Source organism: uncultured Pseudokineococcus sp., from assembly GCF_947495735.1.
Taxonomy (GTDB): domain Bacteria; phylum Actinomycetota; class Actinomycetes; order Actinomycetales; family Quadrisphaeraceae; genus Pseudokineococcus.
On sequence record NZ_CANMAA010000005.1, the window covers coordinates 103,002 to 127,462 of the forward strand.

20 protein-coding genes and 1 tRNA gene are annotated in these 24,461 nt (G+C 77.1%); 8 read left to right on the forward strand and 13 right to left on the reverse strand.

Features of this window, described 5'->3' with window-relative positions; all coding sequences use genetic code 11:
- Positions 1–65: 65 nt before the first annotated feature.
- The 7 genes from Q0848_RS09295 to Q0848_RS09325 form a co-directional block, all read right to left on the reverse strand.
- A complete protein-coding gene (locus tag Q0848_RS09295) occupies positions 66–2,003 on the reverse strand; it encodes a serine/threonine-protein kinase (RefSeq protein WP_299036839.1) in 1,938 nt (645 codons plus the stop codon).
- Positions 2,000–3,475, reverse strand: coding sequence for a penicillin-binding protein 2 (locus Q0848_RS09300; protein WP_299036841.1), 1,476 nt, complete (start codon positions 3,473–3,475; stop codon positions 2,000–2,002). Before Q0848_RS09300 ends, Q0848_RS09295 begins: the two co-directional genes overlap by 4 nt.
- The gene (locus Q0848_RS09305; protein ID WP_299036842.1) at positions 3,472–4,857 is read right to left on the reverse strand and encodes an FtsW/RodA/SpoVE family cell cycle protein; all 1,386 of its coding nucleotides are present in this window, start codon (positions 4,855–4,857) and stop codon (positions 3,472–3,474) included. Before Q0848_RS09305 ends, Q0848_RS09300 begins: the two co-directional genes overlap by 4 nt.
- 3 nt (positions 4,858–4,860) lie before the next feature.
- Positions 4,861–6,249, reverse strand: a complete 1,389-nt coding sequence (locus tag Q0848_RS09310; RefSeq protein ID WP_299036844.1) for a Stp1/IreP family PP2C-type Ser/Thr phosphatase — start codon at positions 6,247–6,249, stop codon at positions 4,861–4,863.
- Between the two features lie 5 nt (positions 6,250–6,254).
- Entirely contained in the window at positions 6,255–6,764 is a 510-nt protein-coding gene (locus Q0848_RS09315; RefSeq protein WP_299036846.1) for an FHA domain-containing protein, read from the reverse strand.
- The gene (locus Q0848_RS09320) at positions 6,761–7,507 is read right to left on the reverse strand and encodes a DUF3662 and FHA domain-containing protein (protein ID WP_299036848.1); all 747 of its coding nucleotides are present in this window, start codon (positions 7,505–7,507) and stop codon (positions 6,761–6,763) included. The genes Q0848_RS09315 and Q0848_RS09320 overlap by 4 nt, the downstream gene beginning before the upstream one ends.
- 271 nt (positions 7,508–7,778) lie before the next feature.
- Positions 7,779–7,925, reverse strand: a complete 147-nt coding sequence (locus Q0848_RS09325; protein ID WP_299036850.1) for a hypothetical protein — start codon at positions 7,923–7,925, stop codon at positions 7,779–7,781.
- 271 nt (positions 7,926–8,196) lie between these two features.
- Between Q0848_RS09325 and Q0848_RS09330 the strand changes: the two genes are divergently transcribed.
- A tRNA-Leu gene (locus Q0848_RS09330) sits at positions 8,197–8,279 on the forward strand.
- Positions 8,280–8,372: 93 nt separating this feature from the next.
- Here the strand turns inward: Q0848_RS09330 and Q0848_RS09335 are convergent.
- A complete protein-coding gene (locus Q0848_RS09335) occupies positions 8,373–8,717 on the reverse strand; it encodes an Lsr2 family protein (protein WP_299036851.1) in 345 nt (114 codons plus the stop codon).
- Between the two features lie 138 nt (positions 8,718–8,855).
- Here Q0848_RS09335 and Q0848_RS09340 point away from each other — a divergent pair, with 138 nt between their 5' ends.
- Both Q0848_RS09340 and Q0848_RS09345 read left to right on the forward strand, forming a co-directional pair.
- The gene (locus Q0848_RS09340) at positions 8,856–10,121 is read left to right on the forward strand and encodes a PP2C family protein-serine/threonine phosphatase (protein ID WP_299036853.1); all 1,266 of its coding nucleotides are present in this window, start codon (positions 8,856–8,858) and stop codon (positions 10,119–10,121) included.
- A 408-nt stretch (positions 10,122–10,529) separates the two neighbouring features.
- A complete protein-coding gene (locus tag Q0848_RS09345) occupies positions 10,530–11,603 on the forward strand; it encodes a homocysteine S-methyltransferase family protein (RefSeq protein ID WP_299036855.1) in 1,074 nt (357 codons plus the stop codon).
- A 44-nt stretch (positions 11,604–11,647) separates the two neighbouring features.
- Here the strand turns inward: Q0848_RS09345 and Q0848_RS09350 are convergent, their stop codons facing one another.
- Together Q0848_RS09350 and Q0848_RS09355 are read right to left on the reverse strand one after the other, a co-directional pair.
- Positions 11,648–11,842, reverse strand: coding sequence for a hypothetical protein (locus Q0848_RS09350; RefSeq protein WP_299036856.1), 195 nt, complete (start codon positions 11,840–11,842; stop codon positions 11,648–11,650).
- Between the two features lie 313 nt (positions 11,843–12,155).
- Entirely contained in the window at positions 12,156–13,433 is a 1,278-nt protein-coding gene (locus Q0848_RS09355) for a M14 family zinc carboxypeptidase (protein ID WP_366146517.1), read from the reverse strand.
- Positions 13,434–13,784: 351 nt separating this feature from the next.
- Here Q0848_RS09355 and Q0848_RS09360 point away from each other — a divergent pair, with 351 nt between their 5' ends.
- Positions 13,785–14,990 carry a Gfo/Idh/MocA family protein gene (locus Q0848_RS09360; RefSeq protein WP_299036860.1) on the forward strand — a complete coding sequence of 402 codons (1,206 nt, stop codon included), beginning with the start codon at positions 13,785–13,787 and terminating at the stop codon, positions 14,988–14,990.
- 85 nt (positions 14,991–15,075) lie between these two features.
- Here Q0848_RS09360 and Q0848_RS09365 read toward each other — a convergent pair whose 3' ends face one another.
- Positions 15,076–17,469, reverse strand: coding sequence for a sensor domain-containing diguanylate cyclase (locus Q0848_RS09365; protein ID WP_299036862.1), 2,394 nt, complete (start codon positions 17,467–17,469; stop codon positions 15,076–15,078).
- A 273-nt stretch (positions 17,470–17,742) separates the two neighbouring features.
- Between Q0848_RS09365 and Q0848_RS09370 the strand changes: the two genes are divergently transcribed.
- From Q0848_RS09370 to Q0848_RS09385, 4 genes are all read left to right on the forward strand, one after another.
- Positions 17,743–18,924, forward strand: coding sequence for an NAD-dependent epimerase/dehydratase family protein (locus Q0848_RS09370; RefSeq protein WP_299036864.1), 1,182 nt, complete (start codon positions 17,743–17,745; stop codon positions 18,922–18,924).
- A complete protein-coding gene (locus tag Q0848_RS09375) occupies positions 18,921–19,898 on the forward strand; it encodes an NAD(P)-dependent oxidoreductase (RefSeq protein WP_299036866.1) in 978 nt (325 codons plus the stop codon). Before Q0848_RS09370 ends, Q0848_RS09375 begins: the two co-directional genes overlap by 4 nt.
- Positions 19,882–21,507: a glycosyltransferase family 2 protein gene (locus Q0848_RS09380; protein ID WP_299036868.1), complete on the forward strand. Its 1,626-nt coding sequence runs from the start codon at positions 19,882–19,884 to the stop codon at positions 21,505–21,507. Before Q0848_RS09375 ends, Q0848_RS09380 begins: the two co-directional genes overlap by 17 nt.
- Positions 21,508–21,611: 104 nt before the next feature.
- Entirely contained in the window at positions 21,612–23,069 is a 1,458-nt protein-coding gene (locus Q0848_RS09385) for a hypothetical protein (RefSeq protein ID WP_299036870.1), read from the forward strand.
- A 64-nt stretch (positions 23,070–23,133) separates the two neighbouring features.
- On the opposite strand, the gene Q0848_RS09390 is transcribed toward Q0848_RS09385, so the two are convergent.
- A complete protein-coding gene (locus Q0848_RS09390; protein ID WP_299036872.1) occupies positions 23,134–23,925 on the reverse strand; it encodes a bifunctional 2-polyprenyl-6-hydroxyphenol methylase/3-demethylubiquinol 3-O-methyltransferase UbiG in 792 nt (263 codons plus the stop codon).
- The gene (locus Q0848_RS09395; RefSeq protein WP_299036874.1) at positions 23,922–24,461 is read right to left on the reverse strand and encodes a GtrA family protein; all 540 of its coding nucleotides are present in this window, start codon (positions 24,459–24,461) and stop codon (positions 23,922–23,924) included. The genes Q0848_RS09390 and Q0848_RS09395 overlap by 4 nt, the downstream gene beginning before the upstream one ends.

Genomic DNA, 24,461 nt, shown 5'->3' on the forward strand with positions numbered 1-24,461 from the left:
CTCTCCGGGGCCCGCGACCGGGCTCTCGTCCCGGCCGGGCGGACGACCGCGCGGGTCGTCCGGCGTCACGGGCGCCCGCTGTCGTCCACCGCGGCGGACGCGCGGGCGCGACCTCCCTCGACGTCGCCGCGCGACCGCGCGACGGGGGCTGCCGCCCCGGGAGCCGCGTCCGAGGCCCCGTCCCCGGCGCGGTCCTGCGAGCTGCCGTCGCCGGAGCCGTTCCCCGCGCCGCCGTTCCCGCCGCCGCTGCTCCCCGAGCCGCCGTTCCCGCCGCCGCTGCTCCCCGAGCCGCCGTTCCCGCCGCCGCCGTTCCCGCCGCCGCTGCTCCCCGAGCCGCCGTTCCCGCCGCCGCGGTTCTCGGAGCCGTTCCCGGCGCCGTCGCCCGCGGGGGCCGCGCCGGCGCCCCCGGGCGCGGTGACGCCGCCGCGCGCCGCGCCGGCGTCGGTGGACGTGCCGTCGTCGGGCGGTGTCGTCGGCTCCGGCTCCTCGGGCTCCTGGGTGGGCTCGGGCTCCTCCTGCGTCGGCTCGGGCTCCTCGGGCTCCTGGGTCGGCTCGGGCTCCTGGGTCGGCAGGGGCTCCTGGGTGGGCTCGGGCTCCTGCGGCTGCGGCTCGCGCGTGGGCTCGCTCGGCGCGGGCGCCTGCGCGTAGGTCACGAGGAGCGCCTGCGTCAGGGGCAGCTCGCCGTCGGGGCTGACGCCGAGGACGTCGCCCGGGTCCTCGTCGTCGGAGACCCGCCCCTCGGTGTCGACGTCCGTGAACCCGAGCGCGGCGAGGTCGCGCAGCACGGCGTCGAGGGGCTCGCCGACGTAGTCGTCCTCGTCGACGTCCACCGTCTCGACCTCGGTCGGCGTCGACGAGGGCGTCGACGTGGTGGCGGTGGCGCTCGGCACCGGGGTGGCGCCCGGGTCGTCGTCGCCCGTGAGGAGGGAGTACCCCAGCGCCGCCAGCGCCGCGAGCAGCAGCAGCGCGAGGACGACGACGACGGGCGTCCGCGAGCGGCCGCTGCCGGGGCTGGGCTCCTGCTGGCCGGGCCGCGGCCCCGGCACGGGGGAGGAGGGCACGGGAGGCGTCACGGGGCCCTGCACGCGCGTGACGGCGGTGGGCGGGGCGGCCATCGCCGCGGTGGCAGCCGCTGCCGCGCCGCCGACCAGGCCGGCGGCGACCAGGGCGCGGTGGGCCCCCGCCTCGTCCCCGCGGCCGAGGGCCGCAGCGACGGCGGCCAGCTGGCTGCCGTCCGCGGGCCGGCGGGCCGCGTCCTTGCGCAGGCAGACCTCCACGAGCTCGCGCACGCCGGCGGGCACGTGGTCGGGCAGGGGCGGCGGCTCGTCGTTGACCTGCGCCATGGCCACGGCGACCTGCGAGTCGCCCGTGAACGGGCGCTCGCCGGTGAGCATCTCGTGCGCGACGACGCCGAGGGCGTAGACGTCGCTCGCGGGGAGGGCGGGACGGCCCATGGCCTGCTCGGGCGCGAGGTACTGGGCGGTCCCCATGACCTGGCCGGTGCGGGTCAGCGGCGCCTGGTCCCCGGCGCGGGCGATGCCGAAGTCGGTGACCTTGACGCCGCCGTCGGGCGTGATGAGCAGGTTGCCGGGCTTGACGTCGCGGTGGACGACGCCGGCGGCGTGGGCGGCGCCGAGCCCGGAGGCGGCCTGCGCCACCACGCGGACGGCGCGCAGCGGGTCCATCGGGCCCTCGTGGGCGATGAGGTCGGACAGCGGCGCCCCGGGCACGAGCTCCATGACCAGGTAGGCCGACCCCTCGACCTCGCCGTAGTCGAAGATGCCCGCGATGTTCGGGTGGCTCAGCGCGGCCGAGTGGCGGGCCTCGGCGCGGAAGCGCTCGAGGAAGCCCGGGTCGCCGGTGAACTCCTCCTTGAGGATCTTCACCGCCACCTCACGGCCGAGGACCTCGTCGCGGGCGACCCACACCTCGCCCATGCCCCCGACGGCGATCCTGCTCGTCAGCTCGTAGCGCCCGAGCACGTCGCCCGCGGAGGGCCTCATCGGTCGATCACCGCTTCCATCACCTGGCGCGCGATCGGCGCCGCCGTCCTGCCGCCGGAGGCCTCGCTCCCGGCGTCACCGCCGTTCTCGACCACGACCGCGACGGCCACCTGGGGGTCGTCCGCCGGCGCGAACGCCGTGAACCACGCGTGGGGGTCCTCGGCCTCGCCGTCGCCGTCGGTGTCGCCGACCTCGGCGGTGCCCGACTTGCCGGCGACGTCGACGCCGCTGATCTGCGCGGCCGTGCCCGTGCCGTCCTCCACGACGAGCTCCATCATCTCCGTCAGCGCCGCCGCGGTCTCCTCCGACACGGCGCGGCCGAGCTCGCGCGTCCCGGGGGCCTCGACGACGGACAGGTCCTCGGCGTTCACCGAGGCCACCATCTGCGGCTGGACGAGCACGCCGCCGTTGGCGATGGCCGCGCTCACCACGGCCACCTGCAGCGGCGTCACGCGGACGCTCTCCTGCCCGATCGCGGCGAGCGCCCGCCGCGGCTCGTCGAGGTCCTCGGGGTAGCGGCTCGGCGTGACGTCCAGCGGGATCTCGAGGCTGCGGCCGAAGCCGAAGCCGGCCGCCGTCTCGGCCATCGCGTCGTCGGGCAGCGTCAGGCCGAGCGAGCCGAAGGCGGTGTTGCAGGAGATGCGCAGCGCGTCGGCGAGGGAGACCTCGTCCCCCGCCCCGCAGGCCTCCCCGCTGACGTTCGGCAGCGAGATGCTCGTCAGGGGCAGGGGCAGCTCGGCCGGCCCCGGCAGCACCGACTGCGGCGTGTAGTCGCCCGTCTCGAGCGCGGCCGCGGCCGTGACCAGCTTGAAGACCGACCCGGGCGGGTAGGTGTCGCCGCCGATGGCGCGGTTGACGAGCGGGTCGCCCGGCTCCTCGAGGAGCCGGGCGTAGGCCTCGCGGACGGCCTCGGTGTCCAGCGAGCTCAGCTCCGCGGGGTCGTAGGTCGGCGAGGAGACCATCGCGAGCACGCGGCCGGTGCTCGGCTCCAGCGCCACGACCGCTCCCCGCTGGCCGCCGAGGGCGTCCAGCGCGGCCTCCTGCACCTCGGGCTGCAGCGTCAGCTCCACCGAGGCCCCCGAGGGCTGGCGCCCGGTGACGAGGTCGGTGAGCCGGCGGTAGAAGAGCTGGTCGGCCGTCCCGGCGAGCAGGGACCCGAGGGCGTCCTCGACGCCGGTGGCGCCGAAGACGACGGAGTAGAAGCCGGTGACGTGCGCCCAGTCCTCGCCCTCGGGGTAGGTCCGCTGGTAGGCGATGGGTCCCTCGGCCTCGACCGACTCGGCGAGCAGCTCGCCGTCCGCCGCCGTGATGGGCCCGCGGTCGCGGCCCAGCTCGGCCAGCAGCGTCCGGGAGTTGCGGGGGTCGTCGCGCAGGGAGCCGGCGTCGACGAACTGGACCCACGTGGCGCTGCCGAGCAGCAGCGCGAAGAGGAGGGCGACGACGACCGACAGGCGGCGCAGGGGCGTGTTCACACCGTCCCCACGATCTGGGTCTCGCTCGTCGCGGGCCCGACCGGGGCGGGCTGCGCCGTCGGCGCGGGGCGGCGGGCGGCGTCGGAGATGCGCAGCAGGAGGCCGATGATGATCCAGTTCGTGAGCAGCGAGGAGCCGCCGGCCGCCAGGAACGGCATGGTCAGGCCGGTGAGGGGGATGACGCGCAGCACGCCGCCGGCGACGACGAAGCACTGCAGGGCGACGGTGAAGGCGAGCCCGCCGGCGAGGAGCTTGCCGAAGCCGTCGCGCACGCCGATGGCGGTGCGCAGGCCGCGCTCGACGACGACGAGGTAGAGCGCCAGGAGCGCGAAGAGGCCGGCGAGGCCGAGCTCCTCGCCCATGCTCGCGAGGATGAAGTCGCTGTTGGCGAAGGGCACGATGTCGGGCCGCCCGCGGCCCAGGCCGGTGCCGGTGAGCCCGCCGGCGGCGAAGCCGAAGAGGCCCTGCACCAGCTGGTAGCTGCCGCCGGCCGCGCGGTCGTAGACCTCGGGGTCGAAGGGGTCCAGCCACCCGGAGACGCGCTGCTGGACGTGGCCGAACAGGTGGTGGGCCAGGTAGGCGCCGCCGGCGAACAGCGCGAGGCCGATGGCGATCCAGCTGACGCGCTCCGTGGCCAGGTAGAGCACCGCGACGAAGAGGCCGAAGAAGAGCAGCGACGTGCCGAGGTCGCGCTGCAGCACCAGGACGCCGACGCTGCCCGCCCAGGCGACGAGGATCGGGCCGAGGTCCCGCCCGCGCGGCAGCTGGAGGCCGAGGAGGCGCCGGCCGGCGAGGGAGAGCGTGTCGCGCGCCGTGACGAGGTAGCCGGCGAAGAAGACCGCCAGCGTGATCTTGGCGATCTCCCCGGGCTGGAAGGAGAGCGGGCCGATCCCGATCCAGATCCGGGCGCCGTTGATGGTCCGCCCGAGGAACGGCAGCAGCGGCAGGAGCAGCAGGACGAGGCTGGCCGCCATGGCGACGAAGGTGTACCGCCGCAGCACCCTGTGGTCCCGCAGCGCGATGACGACCGCCGTCGCCGCGACCACGCCGATGGCGGACCACAGCAGCTGGCGGGAGCCCTGCGCGGTGCCCTCGGCGAGGTCCAGGCGGTGGATCATCGCGAGGCCGAGGCCGTTGAGCGCCACGGCCACCGGCAGCAGGACGGGGTCGGCGTAGGGCGCGCGCCAGCGCAGGACCCCGTGGACCACGCCGGCCAGGACGGCGAGGCCCCCGCCGTACCAGAGCACCCCCGGGCTCCAGGTCCCGTCGACGCCCAGGCCCACGAGCCCGTAGCTCAGCGCGGCGACGCCGACGGACAGCAGCAGCAGGAGCAGCTCGGTGCCGCGGCGGCTGCGGGCGACGTGCTCGGTGACGACGGCCACGGGTCAGCTCCCCCCGGTCAGCGCGGCGCAGCCCGCGGGCGCGGGCGCGGGCGAGGGGGCCGGGGTCGGCTCCGCCGTCGCGACGGGGGCCGGGGCGGTGGGAGCCGCGGGCGCCGGGGCGCCGGCGGTGGGGGCCGCCGTGGCGGGGGCCGTGGGCGCCGGGGTCGCCGGTGCGGGCGCCGGGGCGGGCTCCGGCGGCGCGGGGCAGGCCTGGCCGAGCAGCGTCGTGACGACGCGGCGGGCCGCGGGCAGGTCGTCGACCGTGATGCCCTCGCTGACGGCGTTGCGGGAGACGGGGCGCAGGTCGGTGAGCTCGAGCCCGGCGTCCTCGACCACCGAGGACAGGCGCAGCGGCCCGACGTCCTGCGGCAGCCCGCGGAAGACGGCCACCTGCCCCGCCTGGTCGGCCCCGACGTAGTACTGGTCCTGGCTCCAGCGCCAGGCGGCGGCGACGCCGGCGAGCAGCACCAGCAGGATGACGGCGCCGGACAGCAGCCGCGGCCACGCGCTGCGGCGCGGCTCGTCGGCCAGGTCGTCGTCGTCCTGCTCGGGCTCGGTGCGCCCGAGGGCCGCGCCGCGCGCCGCCGGCGAGGTGGCGTCGCCCGTGCGCCGGGGGCGCTGGGCCGCCGCGGCGCCCACGACCTCGGTGTGGTCGGGGGGCGAGGTGGCGACGTCCACGACGTCGGCCACGACGACGGTCACGTTGTCGGAGCCGCCGCCCCGCAGGGCCAGCTGGACGAGCAGGTCGGCGCACTCCCCGACGTCGGCGACGCCGGACAGGGCCTCGGAGATGGTGCGGGCGCCGACCATGCCGGAGAGGCCGTCGGAGCACAGCAGCCAGCGGTCCCCGGCGCGGGCCTCGCGCACGGAGGTGTCGAGCTCCTGGCTGGAGTCGATGTCGCCGAGGACGCGCAGCAGCACCGAGCGCTGCGGGTGGTGCTCGGCCTCCTCGGCGGTGATGCGGCCCTCGTCGACCAGGTGCTGGACGAACGTGTGGTCGTGGGTCACCTGCGTGAGCTCGCCGTCGCGCAGCAGGTAGGCCCGGCTGTCGCCGATGTGGGCGAGGGCCAGCCGGTCGCCGGTGCGCAGGATCGCCGTGACGGTGGTGCCCATGCCCGCGAGCGCGGGCTCCTCGCGGACGCGCTCGGACAGGCGCCCGGACGCCCGGCGCACGGCCTCGGCGAGGTGGCGGGGCGCGTCGGCGCCGTGCGACTCGCCCTCGAGGCGGCTCAGCTCGCCGACCGCGATGGAGGAGGCGACGTCACCGCCCGCGTGCCCGCCCATGCCGTCGGCGACGACGAGCAGGTGGGGGCCGGCGTAGGCGGAGTCCTGGTTGGAGGAGCGGACCAGGCCGATGTCCGAGCGCGCCGCGTAGCGCAGGGCGGTGGGCACGGCGCCTACCGCCGCAGCTCGAGGACGGTGCGGCCGATGCGCAGCTGGGACCCGGCCGGCAGCGGCGCGGGGGCGCCGAGCGGGTCGCGGCCCAGCAGCGTGCCGTTGGTGGAGCCCAGGTCCTCGACCCACCAGCGCCCGTCGCGCGGGAAGAGACGGGCGTGCCGGCCCGAGGCGTAGTCGTCGTCGAGCACGAGGGCGCACTCGGGCGAGCGGCCCACGAGGACGGGTCCGCCGCCGAGCGCCAGGCTGGTGCCGCGCAGGGGCCCCTCCACGACGACGACCTGGCGGGGCACCGTGCGGTCCTCCGGGGGCGGCGGCGGGGGCGGCGGCGACGCGCGGCGGTCGCTCCCGGGCCTCCTGCGCTCCTGGCCCTGCGCCCGGTCGCCGGAGGGGCGGGAGACGACGCGCGTGCCGAACACGTCGCGGCGCAGGACGCCGACGACGCTGAGCACCAGCACCCACAGGAGCACCAGCAGGCCCAGGCGCAGGACGGTGTACGTCAGCTCGCTCACCGGGCGGCTCCGCCGAGCTCGTCGAGGTGGCCCGTGTCGGGGCGGCCGCGGCGGTCGTGGTCCCGGCTCGAGAAGGTGATGCGGGTGCGCCCGATGCTGACGACGGCGCCGTCGACGAGCGGCCCGCCGTCGGTGCGCCGTCCGTCCACGTACGTGCCGTTCGTCGAGCCGAGGTCGCGGACGCTGGCGCGCCCCCCCTCGACGCGGATCTCGACGTGCCGGCGCGAGACGCCCGGGTCGTCGACGACGACGTCGGACTCGCTGCCGCGCCCGATGACCGTGGTGCGCCCGGTGAGCTGGTAGCGGGTGCCGTCGACGTCGACGACGGGGTGCGCGGGCGTGGCCGCCGCCGCCGTGGCCGGGGCGATCGACCCCTTCACGCGGGCGCTGCGGACCCGGAAGACGCCCGTGTCCAGCTCCTCGTCGCGCTCGAAGGCCACCGAGACGGGCCCGAGGAAGGAGTAGTGCTGGGTGCGCGCGTGCTCGGTGACGGCGTCGGAGAGCTCCTCGCCGAGGGCGTCGTCCCACGTGGCGATGCGCTCGTGGTCGCCGGGCCCGAGCGCGATGGTGAAGGCGTTGGGCACGAGGGTGCGCTCGCGGCTGAGCACCTGGGCGGAGGTGTCGGTCTCGCGGCGCAGGGCGCTGGCGAGCTCGACGGGCTGCACCTCGCTCTTGAAGGCCCGGGCGAAGACGCCGCTGACGGCGCGCTCGATGCGCTTCTCGAAGCGGTCGAGGACTCCCACGGCGCCCCTCCCTCCACGGCTCCCGGACGACCCGGCGGCCCGGGACGGTCGTCGCCACCCTAGCGACGGCGCCCGGCGCGACCGTCCGACGACGCGGCGCGGGCACCCGTCCGCCGCGGGCGGTGCGACCCCGTGACCGACGCCGCTCCGCACCCGCTCGGGACCGCCCGCCTGCGCCTGGTCCCGCCGGAGCGCTCCTGCGCGGCGGCGCTCACCGCCCTGCACGTCGGCCCCGAGGTGGCCCAGCGCCTCGACGGCGAGCCGCACGTGGTCAGAGGCCTCCAGCGGGGCGCAGGACCGCCGCCAGGGAGCCGAAGACGGCCGCGGGGTCGGGCAGCCGGTGCAGCGTCGCCACGGGGGAGACCGCGTCGACGGGCTCCGCGACCACCAGCGGCTCGCGCAGGTCCGCCGCCAGCACGGTCAGGCGCTCGCGGCCGACCCGTCCACGACGACCACGTGCCCGCGGGGCAGCCTGCCGAGCAGGGCCTCCGTGTCGCGCCCGGTGCCGGCTCCGACGTCGAGGACGCGCTCGTCCCCCCGCAGCGGCAGCGCCTCCAGCAGCCGGCGCCCCCACCGCAGTCGTCGTCCCGGTCGTCGCCCGGCCGGCCGGCTGGGCGACGGGCACCGCGGGCGGGCCCTCCGAGGGCGGGAGGGGCGACCCCCGCCCCGTGCTAGCGTTCACACCGCTCGCGCGAGTGGCGGAATGGCAGACGCGCACGGTTCAGGTCCGTGTGCCCGAAAGGGCGTGGGGGTTCAAGTCCCCCCTCGCGCACCGCGAGTCAGCAGCCCCGGACCTCCCCGGTCCGGGGCTGTCGTCGTCTCCGGGCCCGTCCGCGGGGCGCCGCCTGGCGCGCCCCGCGGGCGGTCAGCGCGCGGCGTCGTAGGCGTCGAGGACGGACTGCTTCACCCGGCCGCGGTCGGCGACGGGGTGCCCGTTCTCCCGCGCCCAGGCGCGGACGTCGTCGAGGTCGGTCCGCTTCGGCCCGGCGGCGGCCCGGCCGGTGCTCGAGCGGCCGGTGGAGCCGGTGGACCGGCCGCCGGACCTCCGCGCCGCGGCGATCCACTCGGCGAAGGACTCCTCGATCGCGGCGGCGTGCTCGTCGTTCAGGTCGATCTCGTAGCTGGCGCCCTCGAAGGCGAAGGTGACGGTCCGGGTCGCCTCCGAGCCGTCGAGGTCGTCGGTCAGCACGATCTGCGTGGTCTGGGCCATGGCCCTGATGATGGCAGCGCACCCGGCCGCGGGCCCGGCGCCCCGGCCGACGTCGTCCTCTCGGGGTAGCGTCGTGCGCCCCGGCCGGTCGGGCGGGTGCGGTGGCGCCGTCGCCGCTCGACACCGGAGGTCAGCGCCGTGCCCCAGAGCTCCTCCGCCGGCGCCTCCTCGACGGCCGTCGTGGGCCCGCCCGGGGGGCAGGGGCTCCTCCTGGCCGCCCTCGAGGCGGTCGACCAGGCCGTGTGCGTCGCCGACGTCACCGAGCCGGACGAGCCGCTCGTCTACGTCAACCCCGCCTTCACGCGCACCACCGGCTACGCCGCGGCGGACGCGCTGGGTCGCAACTGCCGCTTCCTGCAGGACGGGCTCGACGTCGGTGACGCCCCGGCCCGCATCCGCGCACTCCTGTCCGACGGCGGGGCCGGTGTGGTCACGCTGCCGAACCGCCGCGCGGACGGGCGGGTCTTCTCCAACGAGCTGTCGCTGTCCCCGCTGCGCGACTCCGGCGGGCGCGTCACCCACTACGTGGCCGTCCAGCGCGACGTCACGGCGCGGGTCGAGGCGGAGCGCTCGCGCGACGTGCTGCGCGCCGAGCAGGAGGAGATCGCCGACCAGCTGCAGCGGACCCTCGTGCCCCGCTCCCTGCCGGCGCTCGAGGGGTACCGGACGGCGGTGCGGTACGCACCGGCCACCCGCCCCGACGGGTCCCGCGGGGAGGTCAGCGGCGACGTCTACGACGTCCTGCGGCGTCCCGGCGGCGGGTGGTACGCCTTCATCGGCGACATCTCGGGCCGAGGACCCCGGGCCGCCGCCACGACCGGGGTGCTGCGCTGGACGCTGCGCGGGGCGGCGGCCGGGCAGGCCGACCCCGCCGCGCTGCTGCGCGAGGTGGGCGGCGTCGTCCACGACGCGATGGACGGCCGCTTCGCGACCCTCGCCCTGGTCGCGCTGCCGGCGCCCGAGGGCGGGACCGGGGGCGACGGCGCGGCGACGGACGGCTCGTGCGACGCGGCGGTCGTCGCGCTCGCCGGCCACCCCCGGCCCGTGCTGCTGCCCGCGGACGGGCCCCCGCGGCTCGTCGGGCGCCACGGCTCGCTGCTCGGCGTCCTGCCCGACGTCACCGTGCACGAGGAGCCCGTCACCCTGCGGCCCGGCGACCAGCTGGTGCTCTACACCGACGGCGTCACCGAGGCGATGGACCCCGGCCGCCGCATGCTCGGGGAGGACGGCCTGCTCGCCGCCCTGGCGGCCCTGCCCGCCGCCGACCGCAGGGGCGCCGAGGCGTCGGAGCGCACCGCCGACGCCGTCACCTCCGCGGTCGAGCGCCACACCGCCGGCCGCGGCTCGGACGACCTGACGCTCCTCGTCCTCGCCCGCAGGGACGACGCCGGCCCGCCGTCCTGAGCCCGCGGGCCGGCGCTCGCGGGCCCGCGCCACCCGCCCGGGACCTCCTCGAGCGGTCTCCTCGAGTCGTCCCGACCTGTGCGGTAACGTCCCGGCGCGGATGGCCAGCCCTCTGCGAGAGCGGTGGTCACGGAGGGACCCGGTGAGGATCCGGTGGATCTCCCCCAGCGGCGAGCAGGAGCGAGAGCCGTCATGAGCACCGGGCCCGACACGTCAGCCGCGCGAGGGGCGGCGGGCACCTGCGCCGCGCCCACGAGCCCCGACACCCCACTGCGCCGGGCGACCTCCGCCCGGCGCCCGCCCCGGCGCCCCGGCGCGACCGACCTCCACGGCCGGCGGCCGTCGTGGTCGGCGCCGTCCGTCGCACCGCCGGCGCGTCCCGCACCGTCCACGAGGAGATGACCCGGCATGGCCAGCAGCACCGACCGCACCCCGTCCACCGGGACCCTGACCGAGCGCCTCGACGCCGGGCCGCTGATCTGCGCCGAGGGCTTCCTGTTCGAGCTCGAGCGCCGCGGCTACCTGACCGCGGGCGAGTTCGTGCCCGAGGTCGCCCTGGAGGACCCCGACGCGCTGAGGGCCCTGCACCGCGACTTCCAGCGGGCGGGCTCGGACGTCGTCGAGGCCTTCACCTACAACGGCCACCGCGAGAAGATGCGGGTCATCGGCAAGGAGGAGCTGCTCGAGCCGCTCAACCGCGCCGCCCTGCGCATCGCCCGCGAGGTCGCCGACGCACGGCCCGGTGACCTGGTGGCCGGCAACATCTCGAACACCAACATGTGGGACCCCGCCGACGCCTCCACGCAGGCCGAGGTCCGCGGCATGTTCGAGGAGATGGTCGGCTGGGCGGTCGAGGAGGGCGCCGACATCATCGTCGGCGAGACCTTCTACTACGCCGGCGAGGCGCTGACCGCGCTGGAGGTCGCCCGGTCGAGCGGCCTCCCGGTCGTCCTCACCGTCGCGCCGATGGCCCAGAACGCCATGATGGACGAGGTCGGCATCGTCGAGGTCTGCCAGCGCCTCGAGCAGGGCGGCGCCGACGTGGTCGGGATGAACTGCTTCCGCGGCCCGGAGACGATGATGCCGTGGCTGCGGGAGATCCGTGCGGCGGTGAGCTGCCACGTCGCCGCGCTCCCCGTGCCGTACCGGACCACGGACGCGGAGCCGACGTTCTTCAACCTCACCGACGACCGGGGCGTCACCGTCCCGTCCCCTCACGGCCGCACCTTCCCGACGGCGCTGGACCCGCTGTACACCAACCGGTACGAGATCGGGAAGTTCGCCGTGGACGCCCACGAGCTCGGGGTGAGCTACCTCGGGGTCTGCTGCGGCGCCTCGCCGATGCACATCCGGCAGGTGGCCGAGGCGGTCGGCCTCACCACCGAGGCGAGCCGGTTCTCCGAGAACATGTCCAACCACTTCATGTACGGCGACAACGCGCGCCTGCCCGAGCACATCAAGGCGCTCGGCTCGGAGGCCTGAGCCCTCGGAGGCCTGAGCCCTCGGAGGCCTGAGCCCTCGGAGGGCTACCCCTCGGGGTAGCCCTCCGAGCTCAGCTGGTGCTGCACCCGCTCCTCCTGGTCGCGCCAGCGCCGGCGCGCGTCGAGCGAGCCGTGCTGGACGGCCAGGCGCACCACCCAGTACGACACGAAGAGGCCGAGGGCGATCAGCGCGAGGTACACGAGCGCGGCGACGATCAGCACGGGGACGTCGGGAACCATCGCCCGACCCTACGGGGACGGCTGCAGGGGTCGCGGCGGGCCGGTGGTGCTCGCGCGGCGTCCGGCACCCGTCTGCGGCGGACCGCGGGTGCGGACCCGGGCCGTGCGTCGGCCCACCGTGGTGATCTGCCCGGCCGGCACGTGCGCCGCGCCCACCCGCACCTCGGTCACCGGCTCGACGGTGCGCAGGCTCCAGCGCCGCGTCGCCGACCACGGCGGGGGCTCCTGCCCGTGAGGTGATGACGTGCCGACGGGGCCCGCCGCCCCCGGGTGGGGAGGGAGCGGGCCCCGCGGCGCCGGGAGGCGTCCCGGCTCAGTCCAGCGGCACGCCCGCCTGGCGCAGCACCCGGGCGTCCTCCTCCTCGCCGACCCCGACGTTCGGGCCGCGCGGGGGGATGCGGTCGTACTCGGCGGGGTCGATCTGCTCGACGGCGCCGCTGGCGACGGCGGTGAGCATGCCGTCGAGGCCGATGAAGACCGAGCGGGTCAGCGCGGCGCGCTGCTGCTGCCCGAGCGTCTGGGTCTGCCCGCGGACCTCGAACAGGACCGTGCCGCTGCCGTTGAGCGCGAAGGACCCGAGCCCGGTGCCGGGCAGGTCGATCCCCTGCGGGTAGAGGGTGACGTTGCCGAACAGCGGCCGGCGCAGCGCCGCGGCCTGCAGGGCGCGGTCGACGGCCACGTTGAGCTGCTTGGAGTAGTCGAGGTCGTAGTCGTCGGCGTACTGCTCGTACCCGGGCTTGGTCGCCGGGTCGGCGACGAACTGGCCGGAGATCGACAGGGTCACGAACTCGTCGGGGTCGTCGGGCATGACGTAGCAGGCGCCCTGGTGGTGGAGGTCGACGTAGGTGTCCACCTCGCCGAACTCCGCCTGCAGGCCGCGGTAGACGTCGCGGACCGTCGAGGCCTCCGGCGTCAGGTACCAGCCGGTGCCCGCCGAGCTGCCCGGGAGGTCCTCCGGCTGCGGCACGTAGGAGAGGTCGGGGTGGTAGTCGCGGTTGGTGTCGAAGCCGGGCCGCTGCGTGTAGTCGTCTCCCTGCAGCGAGCGCGCGTAGTAGTTCCAGGACGGCTCGCTGCCCCGCAGCTGGGGGTGGCGGGCGGTGACCTCGGCCCACGTCTGGTCGTTGCCGCGCCGGTCCAGCTCCGCGCCGTCCGGGTTCATCTTGGGGATCGCGACGATCGTCAGCTCCTCGCGCCACTGGCGCGCCTTGCGCGAGCCGCTCGTGCCGACCCACTCCAGGAGGTCGACGAGCGCGTCGGTGCCCACCTTCTCGTTGCCGTGGATCTCCGAGGTCAGCAGGACGACGGTGTCGCCGGTGCCGACCCGGGCCGACCAGATCTCGCGGCCGCGGTTGCTGCGGCCGACCTGCTCGACGTCGACGGCGCCGTCGCTGACGCGCTCGATGCGGTCCAGCTCGACCCCGAGCTCGCGGTGGTCGGTGAACTCGTGGACGGGCAGCTCGCGCGGCGTCTCGGAGCACTGCGAGGTCGCGGCGACGAAGGCCTCGTCGCCCGCCTGGGCGCGGTCGAGAGCGGTGGACCAGGCCGGCGGCTGGTCGGCGGGGCCGCCGGGCGGGGCGGCGCTGCCGACCAGCGTCCCGGAGGCGAGCAGAGCGGTGGTGACCAGGCCGACGGCGACCGTGGATCGGGTGCGACAGCGCACAGGGGCTCCTCGAGGGGGTGACGACGTCCGCCGGGACGGGCAGCGGGGTGCGCTGGTCCTACCGTCGGGTGAGGAAAGGTGTCAACGGGGTGAAGGGGATTCTGGTCGCATCTCGTCGCGGCGAGGAGCAGCGCGGTGCCGACCGCGGTCGCGCTCGGGGCCACCTCGGGCCCGGGGTGCGCGTCCTCTCGCGCCGGGTGGTGACGCGGCTAGACTTCGGCAACCGCTTTCCGGGTTCCGGGCGGACGGCGCGCAGCGACGACGACGACGCGGAGGCACGGCATGGCAGCCAGCACGACGGCGCAGGCGCACGGACGACCGGCGCCCCCCACCCGCGTGGCGGTGGTCGGCACCGGGGGCGTGTCCGCGCTCCACGCCGAGGCCGTCACCGAGCTCGACGACCTCGAGCTCGTCGGCTGCGCCGACCCGGACCCGGGCCGCCGCGAGGCCTTCGCGGCGCGCTGGGGCGCTCCGGTGGCGGCGGCCTCGCTGGAGGAGCTGCTGGACCGCGGCGGCGTCGACGTCGTCGCCCTGTGCTCGCCGCCGTGGCTGCACGCCGAGCAGGCGATCGCCTGCCTGGAGCGCGACGTGCCGGTCGTCGTCGAGAAGCCCGTGGCGCTCTCCCTGGCCGAGCTCGACCGCGTCGTCGCCGCCGAGGCGAGCAGCGCCGGGACGTGCGGCACCGTCGCCCAGCACCGCTTCGGCGGCCGGGCCGTCGGCGTCCGCGAGCTGGTGCGCACCGGCAGCCTCGGCCGCGTGGACGTCGCCCTCTGCGAGACGCTCTGGTACCGCCCGGACGCCTACTTCGACGTGCCGTGGCGCGGAAGCTGGGAGACCGAGGGCGGCGGCCCGACGATGGGCCACGGCATCCACCAGATCGACCTCCTGCTCTCCCTCGCGGGCCCGTGGCGCTCGGTGACCGCGCGGGCGGCGCGCCGCGCGCGGCCCACGGAGACCGAGGACGTCTCGACGGCCACCGTGGAGCTGGAGGACGGCGGCCTCGCCGTCGTCGTGAGCTCGGTGCTCTCCCCGCGGGAGACGAGCCGCATCCGCCTGGACTGCGAGCGCGCCACCGTCGAGCTCGAGCACCTCTACGGCTACGACGACGACAGCTGGGTGCTGACGCCCGCCCCGGGCTGCGCCGACGAGCTCGAGCCGCTGTGGGCGGGCACCGCCGGCGGCGGGCCCTCGGGCCACGTCGCGCAGTACCGCGAGGTGCGCCGGGCGCTGCTCGAGGGCCGGCCCCTGCCCGTGCCCACCGCGGAGGCGCGCAGCACCCTCGAGCTGGTCGCGGCCCTGTACGCCTCGGCCGCGACGGGGCGCACCGTGGCGCGCGGCGAGGTGGACGCCGCGTCCCCCTTCGCCGCGAGCATGCGCGGCGCGGCCGAGCCGCCGTGGGCCACCGGCGGCACGACGACGTCCCCGGCCGACGACCCGGCGTCGTCCGCGTCCTCGGCGGCCGCGACGTCCCCCGCCGCCGCGCCGTGAGCGAGGGCGGCACCCCCCGGTCGTGAGCCAGGGCGGCCACCGGGGCCCCGAGCCGGCCCCGAGCCCTCCGGCACGGGCAGCCGGCTCACGACGGGGACGTCGGGGGCTCCTCCGGCGTGAGCAGCGGCGTCGCCGGCGCAGGGGCGAGGGCGCGCGCGTCGCCCTCGCCACCGCGCTGGTCCACCCGTCGGGGGGCCGGGGCGGCGCTCGACCAGCGGTCGCCGCCGGCGCGCTTGGCCTCGTACATGGCGCTGTCGGCGCGCTCGAGCAGCGTCGTGGCGTCGTCGCCGTGCCCGGCCAGCGCGGCCCCGGCGCTGGCGGTGATCCGGTGGTGGCGCGCGGGCGGGTCGAAGGGCCGGCCGAGCGCGTCGACGACGCGCTGCGCCACGAGGCCCAGGTCGTGCTCGCCGGAGAGGTCGGGGCACACGACGACGAACTCGTCGCCGCCGAGGCGCGCGACGGTGTCGCCGGGCCGGACGGCGGCGCTCAGGCGGCGCGCCACCTCGCCCAGCACCGCGTCGCCGACGGCGTGCCCCTCGGCGTCGTTGACGTCCTTGAAGCCGTCCAGGTCCAGGTAGAGGACCCCGACGCGGGCTTCGGCGCGGACGCCGCCGCCCACCAGGGCCGAGAGCCGCTCGCCGAGCACGACCCGGTTGGGCAGGCCCGTGAGCGCGTCGTGCCGGGCCTGGTGGCTCAGCGCCCGCTCCGCCTCGTGGCGGGCGGTGACGTCCTCGACGAGGAGGACGGCCTCCCGCCGGCCGTCGCCCCGCTGCACCACCGACGCCGCGCAGGCGCAGCGCAGCCGCCGGCCGCCGGGGCCCAGCAGGCGCAGCTCCAGGCGGCTGACCTCCACGCCGTCGGCCATCGCGTCGAGGGCGGAGGCGAGCAGCGGGAGGTCCGTCGGGTCCGTCACGGCGGACACGTCCTCGCCCTCCAGGTCGGTGCGGGCCAGCAGGCGCACGAGGGCGGGGTTCGTCCGCAGCACGCGGCGCGGTCCCGGGTCCAGCGGCAGCACGAGCATCCCCAGCGGCGAGGAGTCGAGGACCTGGCGGAAGAGCCGCTCGCTCTCGGCGAGCGCGGTGACGGCGTAGCGCTCGCGGGTGACGTCGTGCAGCGTCGCGACGGCGCCGTGGCGGCCCGTCGTGCCGGGCAGCGGCCGGGCGCTCACGACGACCGTGCGCTCGGTCCCGTCGTGGCGGCGCACGACCAGGTGCTGCCCGGTCGTGGTCTTCCCCAGCAGCGCCCGCACCAGCGGCATGTGCGCCTCCTCGACGAGGGTGCCGTCGGCGTGCAGCAGGGTGAAGGAGCCGTCCTGGGCGCGGCGCGTGGCGTCGGGGTGCAGCCCGAGCAGCTCCCGCGCCGCGGCGTTGTCGAGCAGCACGCGGCCGGCGGGGTCCACGACGACGACCCCGTCGTGGGCGTTGACGAGGACCCCGGCCAGCAGGTCCGCCTGCTCCTGCGCGCGCTCGCGCGCCGCGCGCTCGCGGGCGGTCGCCTCGTCGACGGCGTCGCGGTGCAGGGCCACGACCATGACGACGACGCTGACGACCCCGACGAGGACCTGCGCCGCCGTCACGGCGACGCCGGGGGGCAGCGGCTGCGCCGGGCCGAGCCCGGCGTCGGTGAGCAGCACGACGGCGGTCGCGTTGGCCAGGACGAGGAGGGCGGTCCAGGTGGTCGGCAGCCGCAGGGCGGCCCACACCGCCAGGGGCAGCAGCATGAGGGCCAGCGGCGTGACGTCGTGGAGCCACGTGCCGGTGGCGTAGGCGCCCAGGAGCAGGACGACGACGGCCCCGGCCTCGAGCAGCTGCCCGGGCCTCGCGGGCCCCCCCGCGGACGGCACCCCGGCCGCGGGGCTGCTGCCCGCGCGGCGACCGGGCGCCGCGGCGTCCGCGCGGCGGCGGCGCAGGCCGCCCAGCGCCGCCTCCAGGCGCAGGCCGACGACCAGGACGACGAAGGTGCTCACAGCGGCGCGCAGCAGCCACCCCCACACCACGAGGGGGAGGTCCTCGCCGTCCGCGGCCTGCACCAGGCTCGGTCCGACGAGCGCCGGCACGAGCCCGCCGACGACGGCGGCCCCCAGCGCGGCCGCGAGGTCCGCCGGCCGGCGCAGGCGCGGCCGACCGCCGCTGAGGTGCTGCAGGACGACGACGGTCACGAGGGCGGCCATCAGCGCGCAGACCCCGACGGCCGCGCCGCGGGCCACCGAGGCGTCGACCGCGACGTAGGCCACCACGGTCACGGCGACGACGAGCGCGCCGTCGCGCAGGAGCCGGGCGGGCCGTCCCCAGGACGAGGCGAGCCACAGCGCCGCGACGCCGCCCGCGGGCCACGCGATCTCCAGCAGCGACGGGTGGGCCCGCAGCGCCGCGGCGAGGGCGCCGTAGAGCAGGGCGAGCAGCGCCGTGCGCACCGCGTCGTCGCGGCGGTCGACGTCGACGACCTCCGCCGGCCCGCTCGAGCCCGCCCGTCGACCCATCCGCGCACACTCCGCTCGACCACCAGGCGGGGCCCGTCCCCGCCGGGCGCCGGGGCGCCCCGCAGGAGCATCGGCAGGTCCCCACGGGCCCTTGAGCACGGGCTCCGACGCTCCTCCGGCCGCCCGGAGCCTTCCGCCCGCGCGGACCCGCCGTGCGGCGCGCCTGCCGTGACCTCCCCTTGACCCGTTCCGGAGGACCAGGGGGTTACGGTCAGCCCCGAAGCGGGCGGTCGCCCGGTCTGGCAGCGGGCGGGGCCCGCGAAGGGGAGTCCGATGCGCATCCTGGTCCTGGGCGGAGACGGCTACCTGGGGTGGCCCACCGCCATGTACCTGTCGGCCCGCGGTCACGACGTCGGCGTTCTCGACAACGGGCTGCGGCGCCAGTACGACCACGAGCTCGGGGCCGGCAGCCTCGTGCCGATCGAGTCGATGGCCACGCGCGTGCGGGCCTGGCGCGAGGTGAGCGGGAAGAGCATCGCCTCCTACACCGCCGACCTCTGCGACGCCGACGCCCTCTACGCCGCCCTGCGCGAGTTCGCCCCCGACGCCGTCGTGCACTTCGCGGAGCAGCGCGCCGCGCCGTACTCGATGATCGACCGCAAGCACGCGGTCCACACGCAGGTCAACAACGTCGTGGGCACGCTCAACCTCATGTACGCGATCGGCGAGCTGGACCGCGACGTCCACGTCGTCAAGCTCGGGACGATGGGGGAGTACGGCCAGCCCAACATCGAGATCGAGGAGGGGTGGCTCGAGGTCACCCACAAGGGCCGCACCGACCGGATGATGTTCCCCAAGAAGCCGGGGAGCTTCTACCACCTGTCCAAGGTGCACGACTCGCACAACCTCGAGTTCGGCTGCCGCATCTGGGGCCTGCGCGTCACCGACCTCAACCAGGGCGTCGTGTACGGCCAGGAGACCGACGAGACGGCGCTCGACCCGCGCCTGGCGACGCGCCTGGACTACGACTCCGTCTTCGGCACCGTCATCAACCGCTTCGCCATCCAGGCGGTCCTCGGCCAGCCCCTGACCGTCTACGGCGGCGGGTCGCAGACGCGCGCCACCATCGACATCCGCGACACGGTCGAGTGCATCCGCCTGGCGTGCGAGAACCCCGCCGACCGCGGCGAGTTCCGCGTCTTCAACCAGGCGACGGAGTCGTTCTCGCTGCAGGAGATGGCCGAGACCGTGCGCCAGGCCTACCCCGGCGTCGCCGAGGTCGTCCACGTCGACAACCCGCGCGTGGAGATCGAGGACCACTACTACGGCTTCGTCCACACGGCGCTGGAGTCGCTGGGCCTGGAGCCGCACCGCCTCTCCGACACCCTGCTCTCGTCGATGTTCAAGGTCATCGCGGAGCACCGCGACCGGGTCGACCTCGAGGCCATGAAGCCCGTCGTGGACTGGCGCCGCGCCGCGAACCAGGCACCGGCGCTGCGCCTGTCCGGCTCGTGAGCGCGTCGTCCCCGACGCCGGTGACGGGGACGACGGGCGCGCGCGTCCTGGTCACCGGGGCGGCCGGCTTCGTCGGGCGCCACGTGGTGCGCGCCCTGCGGGAGGCCGGCGCCGAGGTCAGCGCCGTGGACCGGTCGCCGCACCCGGACGTGCCGACGGTCGTCGGGGACCTGCGCGACGCGAGCGTGCGCGAGCGCGCCGTGGTGCCCGGGCTCGACGCCGTGGTCCACCTCGCGGCGATCACCTCGGTGCTCGGCTCGGTCGAGCAGCCGGAGGAGACGACCGAGCTCAACGTCGTCGCCACCGCGGGGCTGCTCGAGCTGTGCCGCACCCGCGGCGTCGGGGCGCTCGCGCTGGCCTCGACGAACGCCGTCGTCGGCGACGTCGGCGCCGGGGTGATCACCGAGGACCTCGCCCTGCGCCCGCTCACGCCGTACGGGGCCACCAAGGCGGCCGGCGAGATGCTGCTGTCGGGGTACGCGGGCGCGTTCGGCCTGCGCGCGCCGGTCGTGCGGCTGACGAACGTCTACGGGCCCGGCATGCGCGCCAAGGACAGCTTCGTGCCGCGCCTCATGCGCGCGGCCGCGGAGGGCCGGGGCGTCGTCGTCTACGGCGACGGCGAGCAGCGCCGCGACCTCGTGCACGTGCACGACGCCGCGCGCGCGCTCGCGCAGGCGGCGCTGGGCTGGCCCTCCGGGCCCGTCATCATCGGCGGCGCCCGCTCCTGGACGGTGAACGAGATGGTCGCGGCGGCCCGGGAGGCCACCGGGGCGCCGATCCCGGTCGAGCACCAGCCCGCGCGTCCGGGCGAGATGCCTGCCGTCGTCGTCGACATCGCCCGGGCCCGGTCGCTGGGCTACGAGCCGACGACCGCGCTGGCCGACGGCATGGCCACGGTGTGGCCGGACTTCCGCCCCGACGGGAGCGGTGCGGTCGGTGGTGGCGCGGGGGTCTCCGGTGGCAGCTCCCGCTGAGGCGCTGCCGCGGGCCGCGGGCACCGGGGGCGCCCCCGGTGCCCGTCGTCCCGGCCTGCTCGCGCAGGCGCCCCTGGCGCTCGTCCTCGCGGTCGGGGTCCTCGTGCGCGCCCTCGCCCCGGGCTCGAGCACCGGGAGCCAGCCGCTCGTGGCGCACGCCCTCGGGCTCCTCGCGGCGCTCCTCGTGGCGCTCGTCGTCCAGCGCTGGGGCGGGTGGCGGTGGCTGTCCGCCGTCGCCGCGCTGCCCGCGGCGCTGGGCCCCGCGCAGGTGGCCGCGGCCGGCCGCGGGGTGCTGGAGCCGGCGCTCGTGCTCGCCGTCGCCGTCGTCCTCGCCGCCCTGCTGTGGCGCGCTCGCGCCGGCGCGCTCGCCTCGGTCGTGGCGCTGGCCGGGGCGGTGGGCGCCTCGCTGGTCCTGCAGGCGCTGCCGGGCGGTGACGAGGAGAGCTCGCGCGGCGTGCTCGCGCCCCTCGCGGGCCCGGAGGTCGCCGACGTGCGCGGGCTCCTGCGCGGGCCCTGGGCGGGTGGCGCGCTCCCCGGCACGGGACCGCTCGTGACGGCGGAGACGGTGCTCGCCGCGTTCGGGCTGCTCCTGGCGCTCGCCGCGGTGCTCGGCCTCGGCCGGGCCCGGCCCTCGCGGCTGCGGTGGCCGGCCGTCGTCCTCGTCGTCTCCCCGCTGCTCCTGGCCGTCGGCCTCCTCGGCGTGACGCCGGCGGGCGCGCTGCCGGCCCTGGCGCTCCTGCCGGCCGCGGGCGCGGTGGGGCTGACGGCGCTGCTGCGCGGGCGTCGCGGCCGCCGCTCCGGCCCGGTGCCGCCCGACGACGTCGACCGCGCCGCCGTCGCGGACCTCCACGCCCGCGCGGGCGTCCCGCAGCTGCCGCCCGTGGCGATCGTCATCGCGGCCTACGACGAGGCGCCCGGCATCGGCGCGGTGCTGGAGAACCTGCCGACCGAGGTGTGCGGGCTGCGCACCGCGGTCGTCGTCGTCGACGACGGCAGCACCGACGGCACGGCGGAGGCCGTCGCCGCCTCGGGGCGCGCGCTCGCCGTCGCGTGCCCGGCCAACCGCGGGCAGGGCGCGGCGCTGCGGCTCGGCTACCGCGTGGCCCGCGAGCACGGGGCGCAGTACGTCGTCACCACCGACGCCGACGGCCAGTACGACGTCGGGGACGTGCCCGCGGTGCTCGGACCCGTCGTCGCGGGGGAGGCCGACTTCGTGACCGGCTCGCGCCGGCTGGGCCGCCAGCACACCCGGGACCGGGTGCGTCGCACGGGCGTGCACGTCTTCGCCTGGGTCGTCAGCGCGGTGTCGGGCACCTGGGTGACCGACACGTCCTTCGGGCTGCGGGCCATGCGGGCCGACCTCACCGGCGTCGTCACGCTGCGCCAGCCGCAGTACCAGTCCTCCGAGCTGATGCTCGGCGTCCTCTCGCACGGCTACCGGGTGCGCGAGGTGCCGGGGACGATGCACGTGCGCACCGCGGGGGCCAGCAAGAAGGGCCGCAACCTCGTCTACGGCTCGCGCTACGCGCGCGTCGTGCTCGGCACGTGGTGGCGCGAGGGCCTGCTCCGGCCGGCCGACGAGGTCGCGCCGGCGCTGCGCCGGCGGTGAGCCGGCGTCGTGGGAGCGCTGCGCCGGCGCCCGGCCGTGACGTCGGGCACCCGACCCGGGCTCCGGAGGGCGGGGCGGGCCCGCCGATGCCGCACCCTGGTGCCGTGACGACGACCGCGGCGGCCAGGGGCGCCGTGCACCCCGTGCCGAGGCCCCCGGGCGCGGGGCGGTGGCGGGCCCGGCTCGTCGACCACGCCCCGTTCCTCGTCGCCCTCGGGCTCGGCGCCCTCGTGCGGCTGGTGGTCACGGCCGCGTTCCCGCCGGCGATGATGGTCAGCGACGCCCCGTCCTACCTGCGCTTCCTCGGCGACCTGCAGCCCAGCCTCGAGCGCCCCGACGGCTACGGGCTGCTGCTCCTGCTGCCGCTGTCCTGGGTCGCCGACGACGTGGCGCTGTTCGTCGGCGTCCAGCACGTGCTCGGGCTCGCCGCCGCCACCGGCCTCTACGCGCTGCTGCGGCGCTGGGACGTCGGGCGCTGGTGGGCGGCGGTCGCCGTCCTGCCGGTGCTGCTGGACGCGATGCTCCTCGTCCTCGAGCACGGGCCGCTGAGCGACGCCTTCTTCCTCGACCTGGTGGTCCTCGCCGTCGTCCTGCTGGGCTGGCGCGCCCGCCCGTCGCCGGGCCTGGCCCTCGCGGCCGGGCTCGTCATGGGCGCCTCGGTCACCGTGCGCCAGGTCGGCACCCCGCTCGTGCTCGCGGGGGCGCTGTTCTGCCTCCTGGCGGCCGCGGGTCGGTGGCGCCGGGTCCTCACCGCCGTCGCGCTCGTCGTCGGGTTCCTCGTGCCCGTCGGCGCCTACGCCACCTGGTTCTCCGGCACGCACGGCACCTACGGGCTCTCCGGCATCGGCGGGCTGTCGGCGTACATGCGCACGACGACGTTCGTCGAGTGCGACCGCCTCGAGCTGGCGCCGTACGCGGAGGTGCTCTGCCCGCCCGAGCCCGTGGGCGAGCGGCGGGACCCGACCGACTACGGCTGGTACCAGATCGGCGTGGGCGCGCAGTCCCTCGTCGTGCCCGCCGGGGTGGACCGCGCGGACGTGCTGCGCGACGTCGCCCGGCAGGCGGTCCGCGAGCAGCCGCTCGACTACGCGCGCATCGTCCTGCGCGACGTCGCGCTCGGCTTCGACCCGGTGCGCGTGGACCGCTTCGAGTACAGCACCGCGTTCAAGTGGAAGTTCTCGACCTACGTCGACCGCGAGCCGACGCCGTGGACGGAGCCGGGCTTCGCCGAGCACGGCGGCGTCCAGCAGCAGACGCACCAGCCGTGGGCGCGCGTCATGGTCGCCTACGAGGACGTCGTCTACACGTGGGGCCCGCTCGTGCTGCTGTGCCTGGTCGTGGGGGTCTTCGGTGCGGTGCACCCGCGCGCCGGCGCGGCGCGGCCGCTCGTGCTGCTGCTGGTCCTCTGCGGCTTCGGGCTCTCGGTCCTGCCGGACCTGACGACCCAGTTCGTGTGGCGCTACCAGCTGCCCGCCGTCGTCCTGCTGCCCGTCGCCGCCGTCCTCGCCGGCTCCGCGCTGCGGCGCTCGCGCGCCGCCCCGTCCGAGCGCCCGGGCGCCTGACCCGCCCCCGTGGGGGGCGGCGTGCGGCCATGTCGCGTCGGCGTCCGGCGCCAGCGCCCGACGGTCAGGGCGCGGCGGCCTCCGGTGGCACGTGCGCGACGCCGAGCACCGACTGGCCGAAGGGCGGGGTGACGACCTTCTCCAGCACGCGGGTGACGGGCACGACGACGCCGTCGTAGACCCGCACGAGCCCGGGCTTCGGCGCCCCGACGCCGCCTCGGCGCACGGCCGCCCACCAGGCGATGCCGCCGAGCAGGTTCACCGGCTTCACGACCCGGGGCGCGAGCCCGGCCCGCTCGAACGCGTCGCGCAGGGTCGCCGGCGTGTAGCGGCGCACGTGGCCGACGCGGCGGTCGAAGTCGCCGTAGAGCTGCATGTAGGCCGGCACGAACATGACGACGGTGCCGCCGGGCTCCACGAGGCGGGCGAGGCGGCGCAGCGCACCGGCGTCGTCCTCGATGTGCTCGAGCACGTTGGCGGCGAGCACCGTGGCGACGGGGGTGCCGAGGTCGGGCAGCTCGCCGTCGAGGTCGAGGCGGCGCGCCTCCACCTCGGGGCGGTCGGCGAAGCGCCGGGCCATGGCCGCGACGGCGCCCGGGTCGACGTCGGTGACGACGTGGCGCTCGAGGTCCATCCCCGTGGCGAAGGTCTCGGCGAGCTCGCCGAGCCCGGCGCCGACCTCGAGCAGCGAGCGCCCGACGTGGGGCCGCATCAGCTCGAGCTGGTAGGCCTTGTAGTTCGGCTGCCCCGCGCCGGAGCCCTCCTCCAGGCTGCGGCCCGTGGCCGAGGAGAACGCCCCGGCGCCGTCGTCGCCCGGCCGGTCCTGCGCAGGGGCTCCACCGGCGGCGTCGGTCATGGGGTCTCCTCGTGGCTGCGGTCGGCGAGCTCGGTGCTGGCGGTGCGCGCCCCGCCGGGCAGGCGGCGGAACAGCTGGTGCAGGACGGCGTAGCGGAAGAGCGCCATCACGGCGTAGACGCCGAGGAAGGCGATGTTGACGCCGGTGAAGACCACGGCGTCGGTGGCGCCCGCGCGCTCGAGCCCCACCTCGGTGAGCCGCGTCGCCCCGGCCGCGAGCGCCAGCGTCAGCAGCACGACGGCGACGTAGGGCCCGACCTCCCGGCGCAGGCTCGGCCGGCCCTGGACGCGCCACACCCACGAGCGGTTGAGCACGTAGTTGGGGACGGCACCGGCGAACCACCCGAGCAGCGTCGCCGTCGTGGTCGAGGTGCCCAGGACGCCGTAGAGCAGCGCGAAGGCCGCGGCGCTGCAGAGCGTCGCGACCCCGGAGCCGCCGACGTAGCGCAGCAGCCTCGCCGCGTGCGCCGGCACGAGCGCCCGCCGGCCGTCCCGACCGGCCGCGGCCGGCGGCGCAGACGTCCGGTTGCGGGCCAT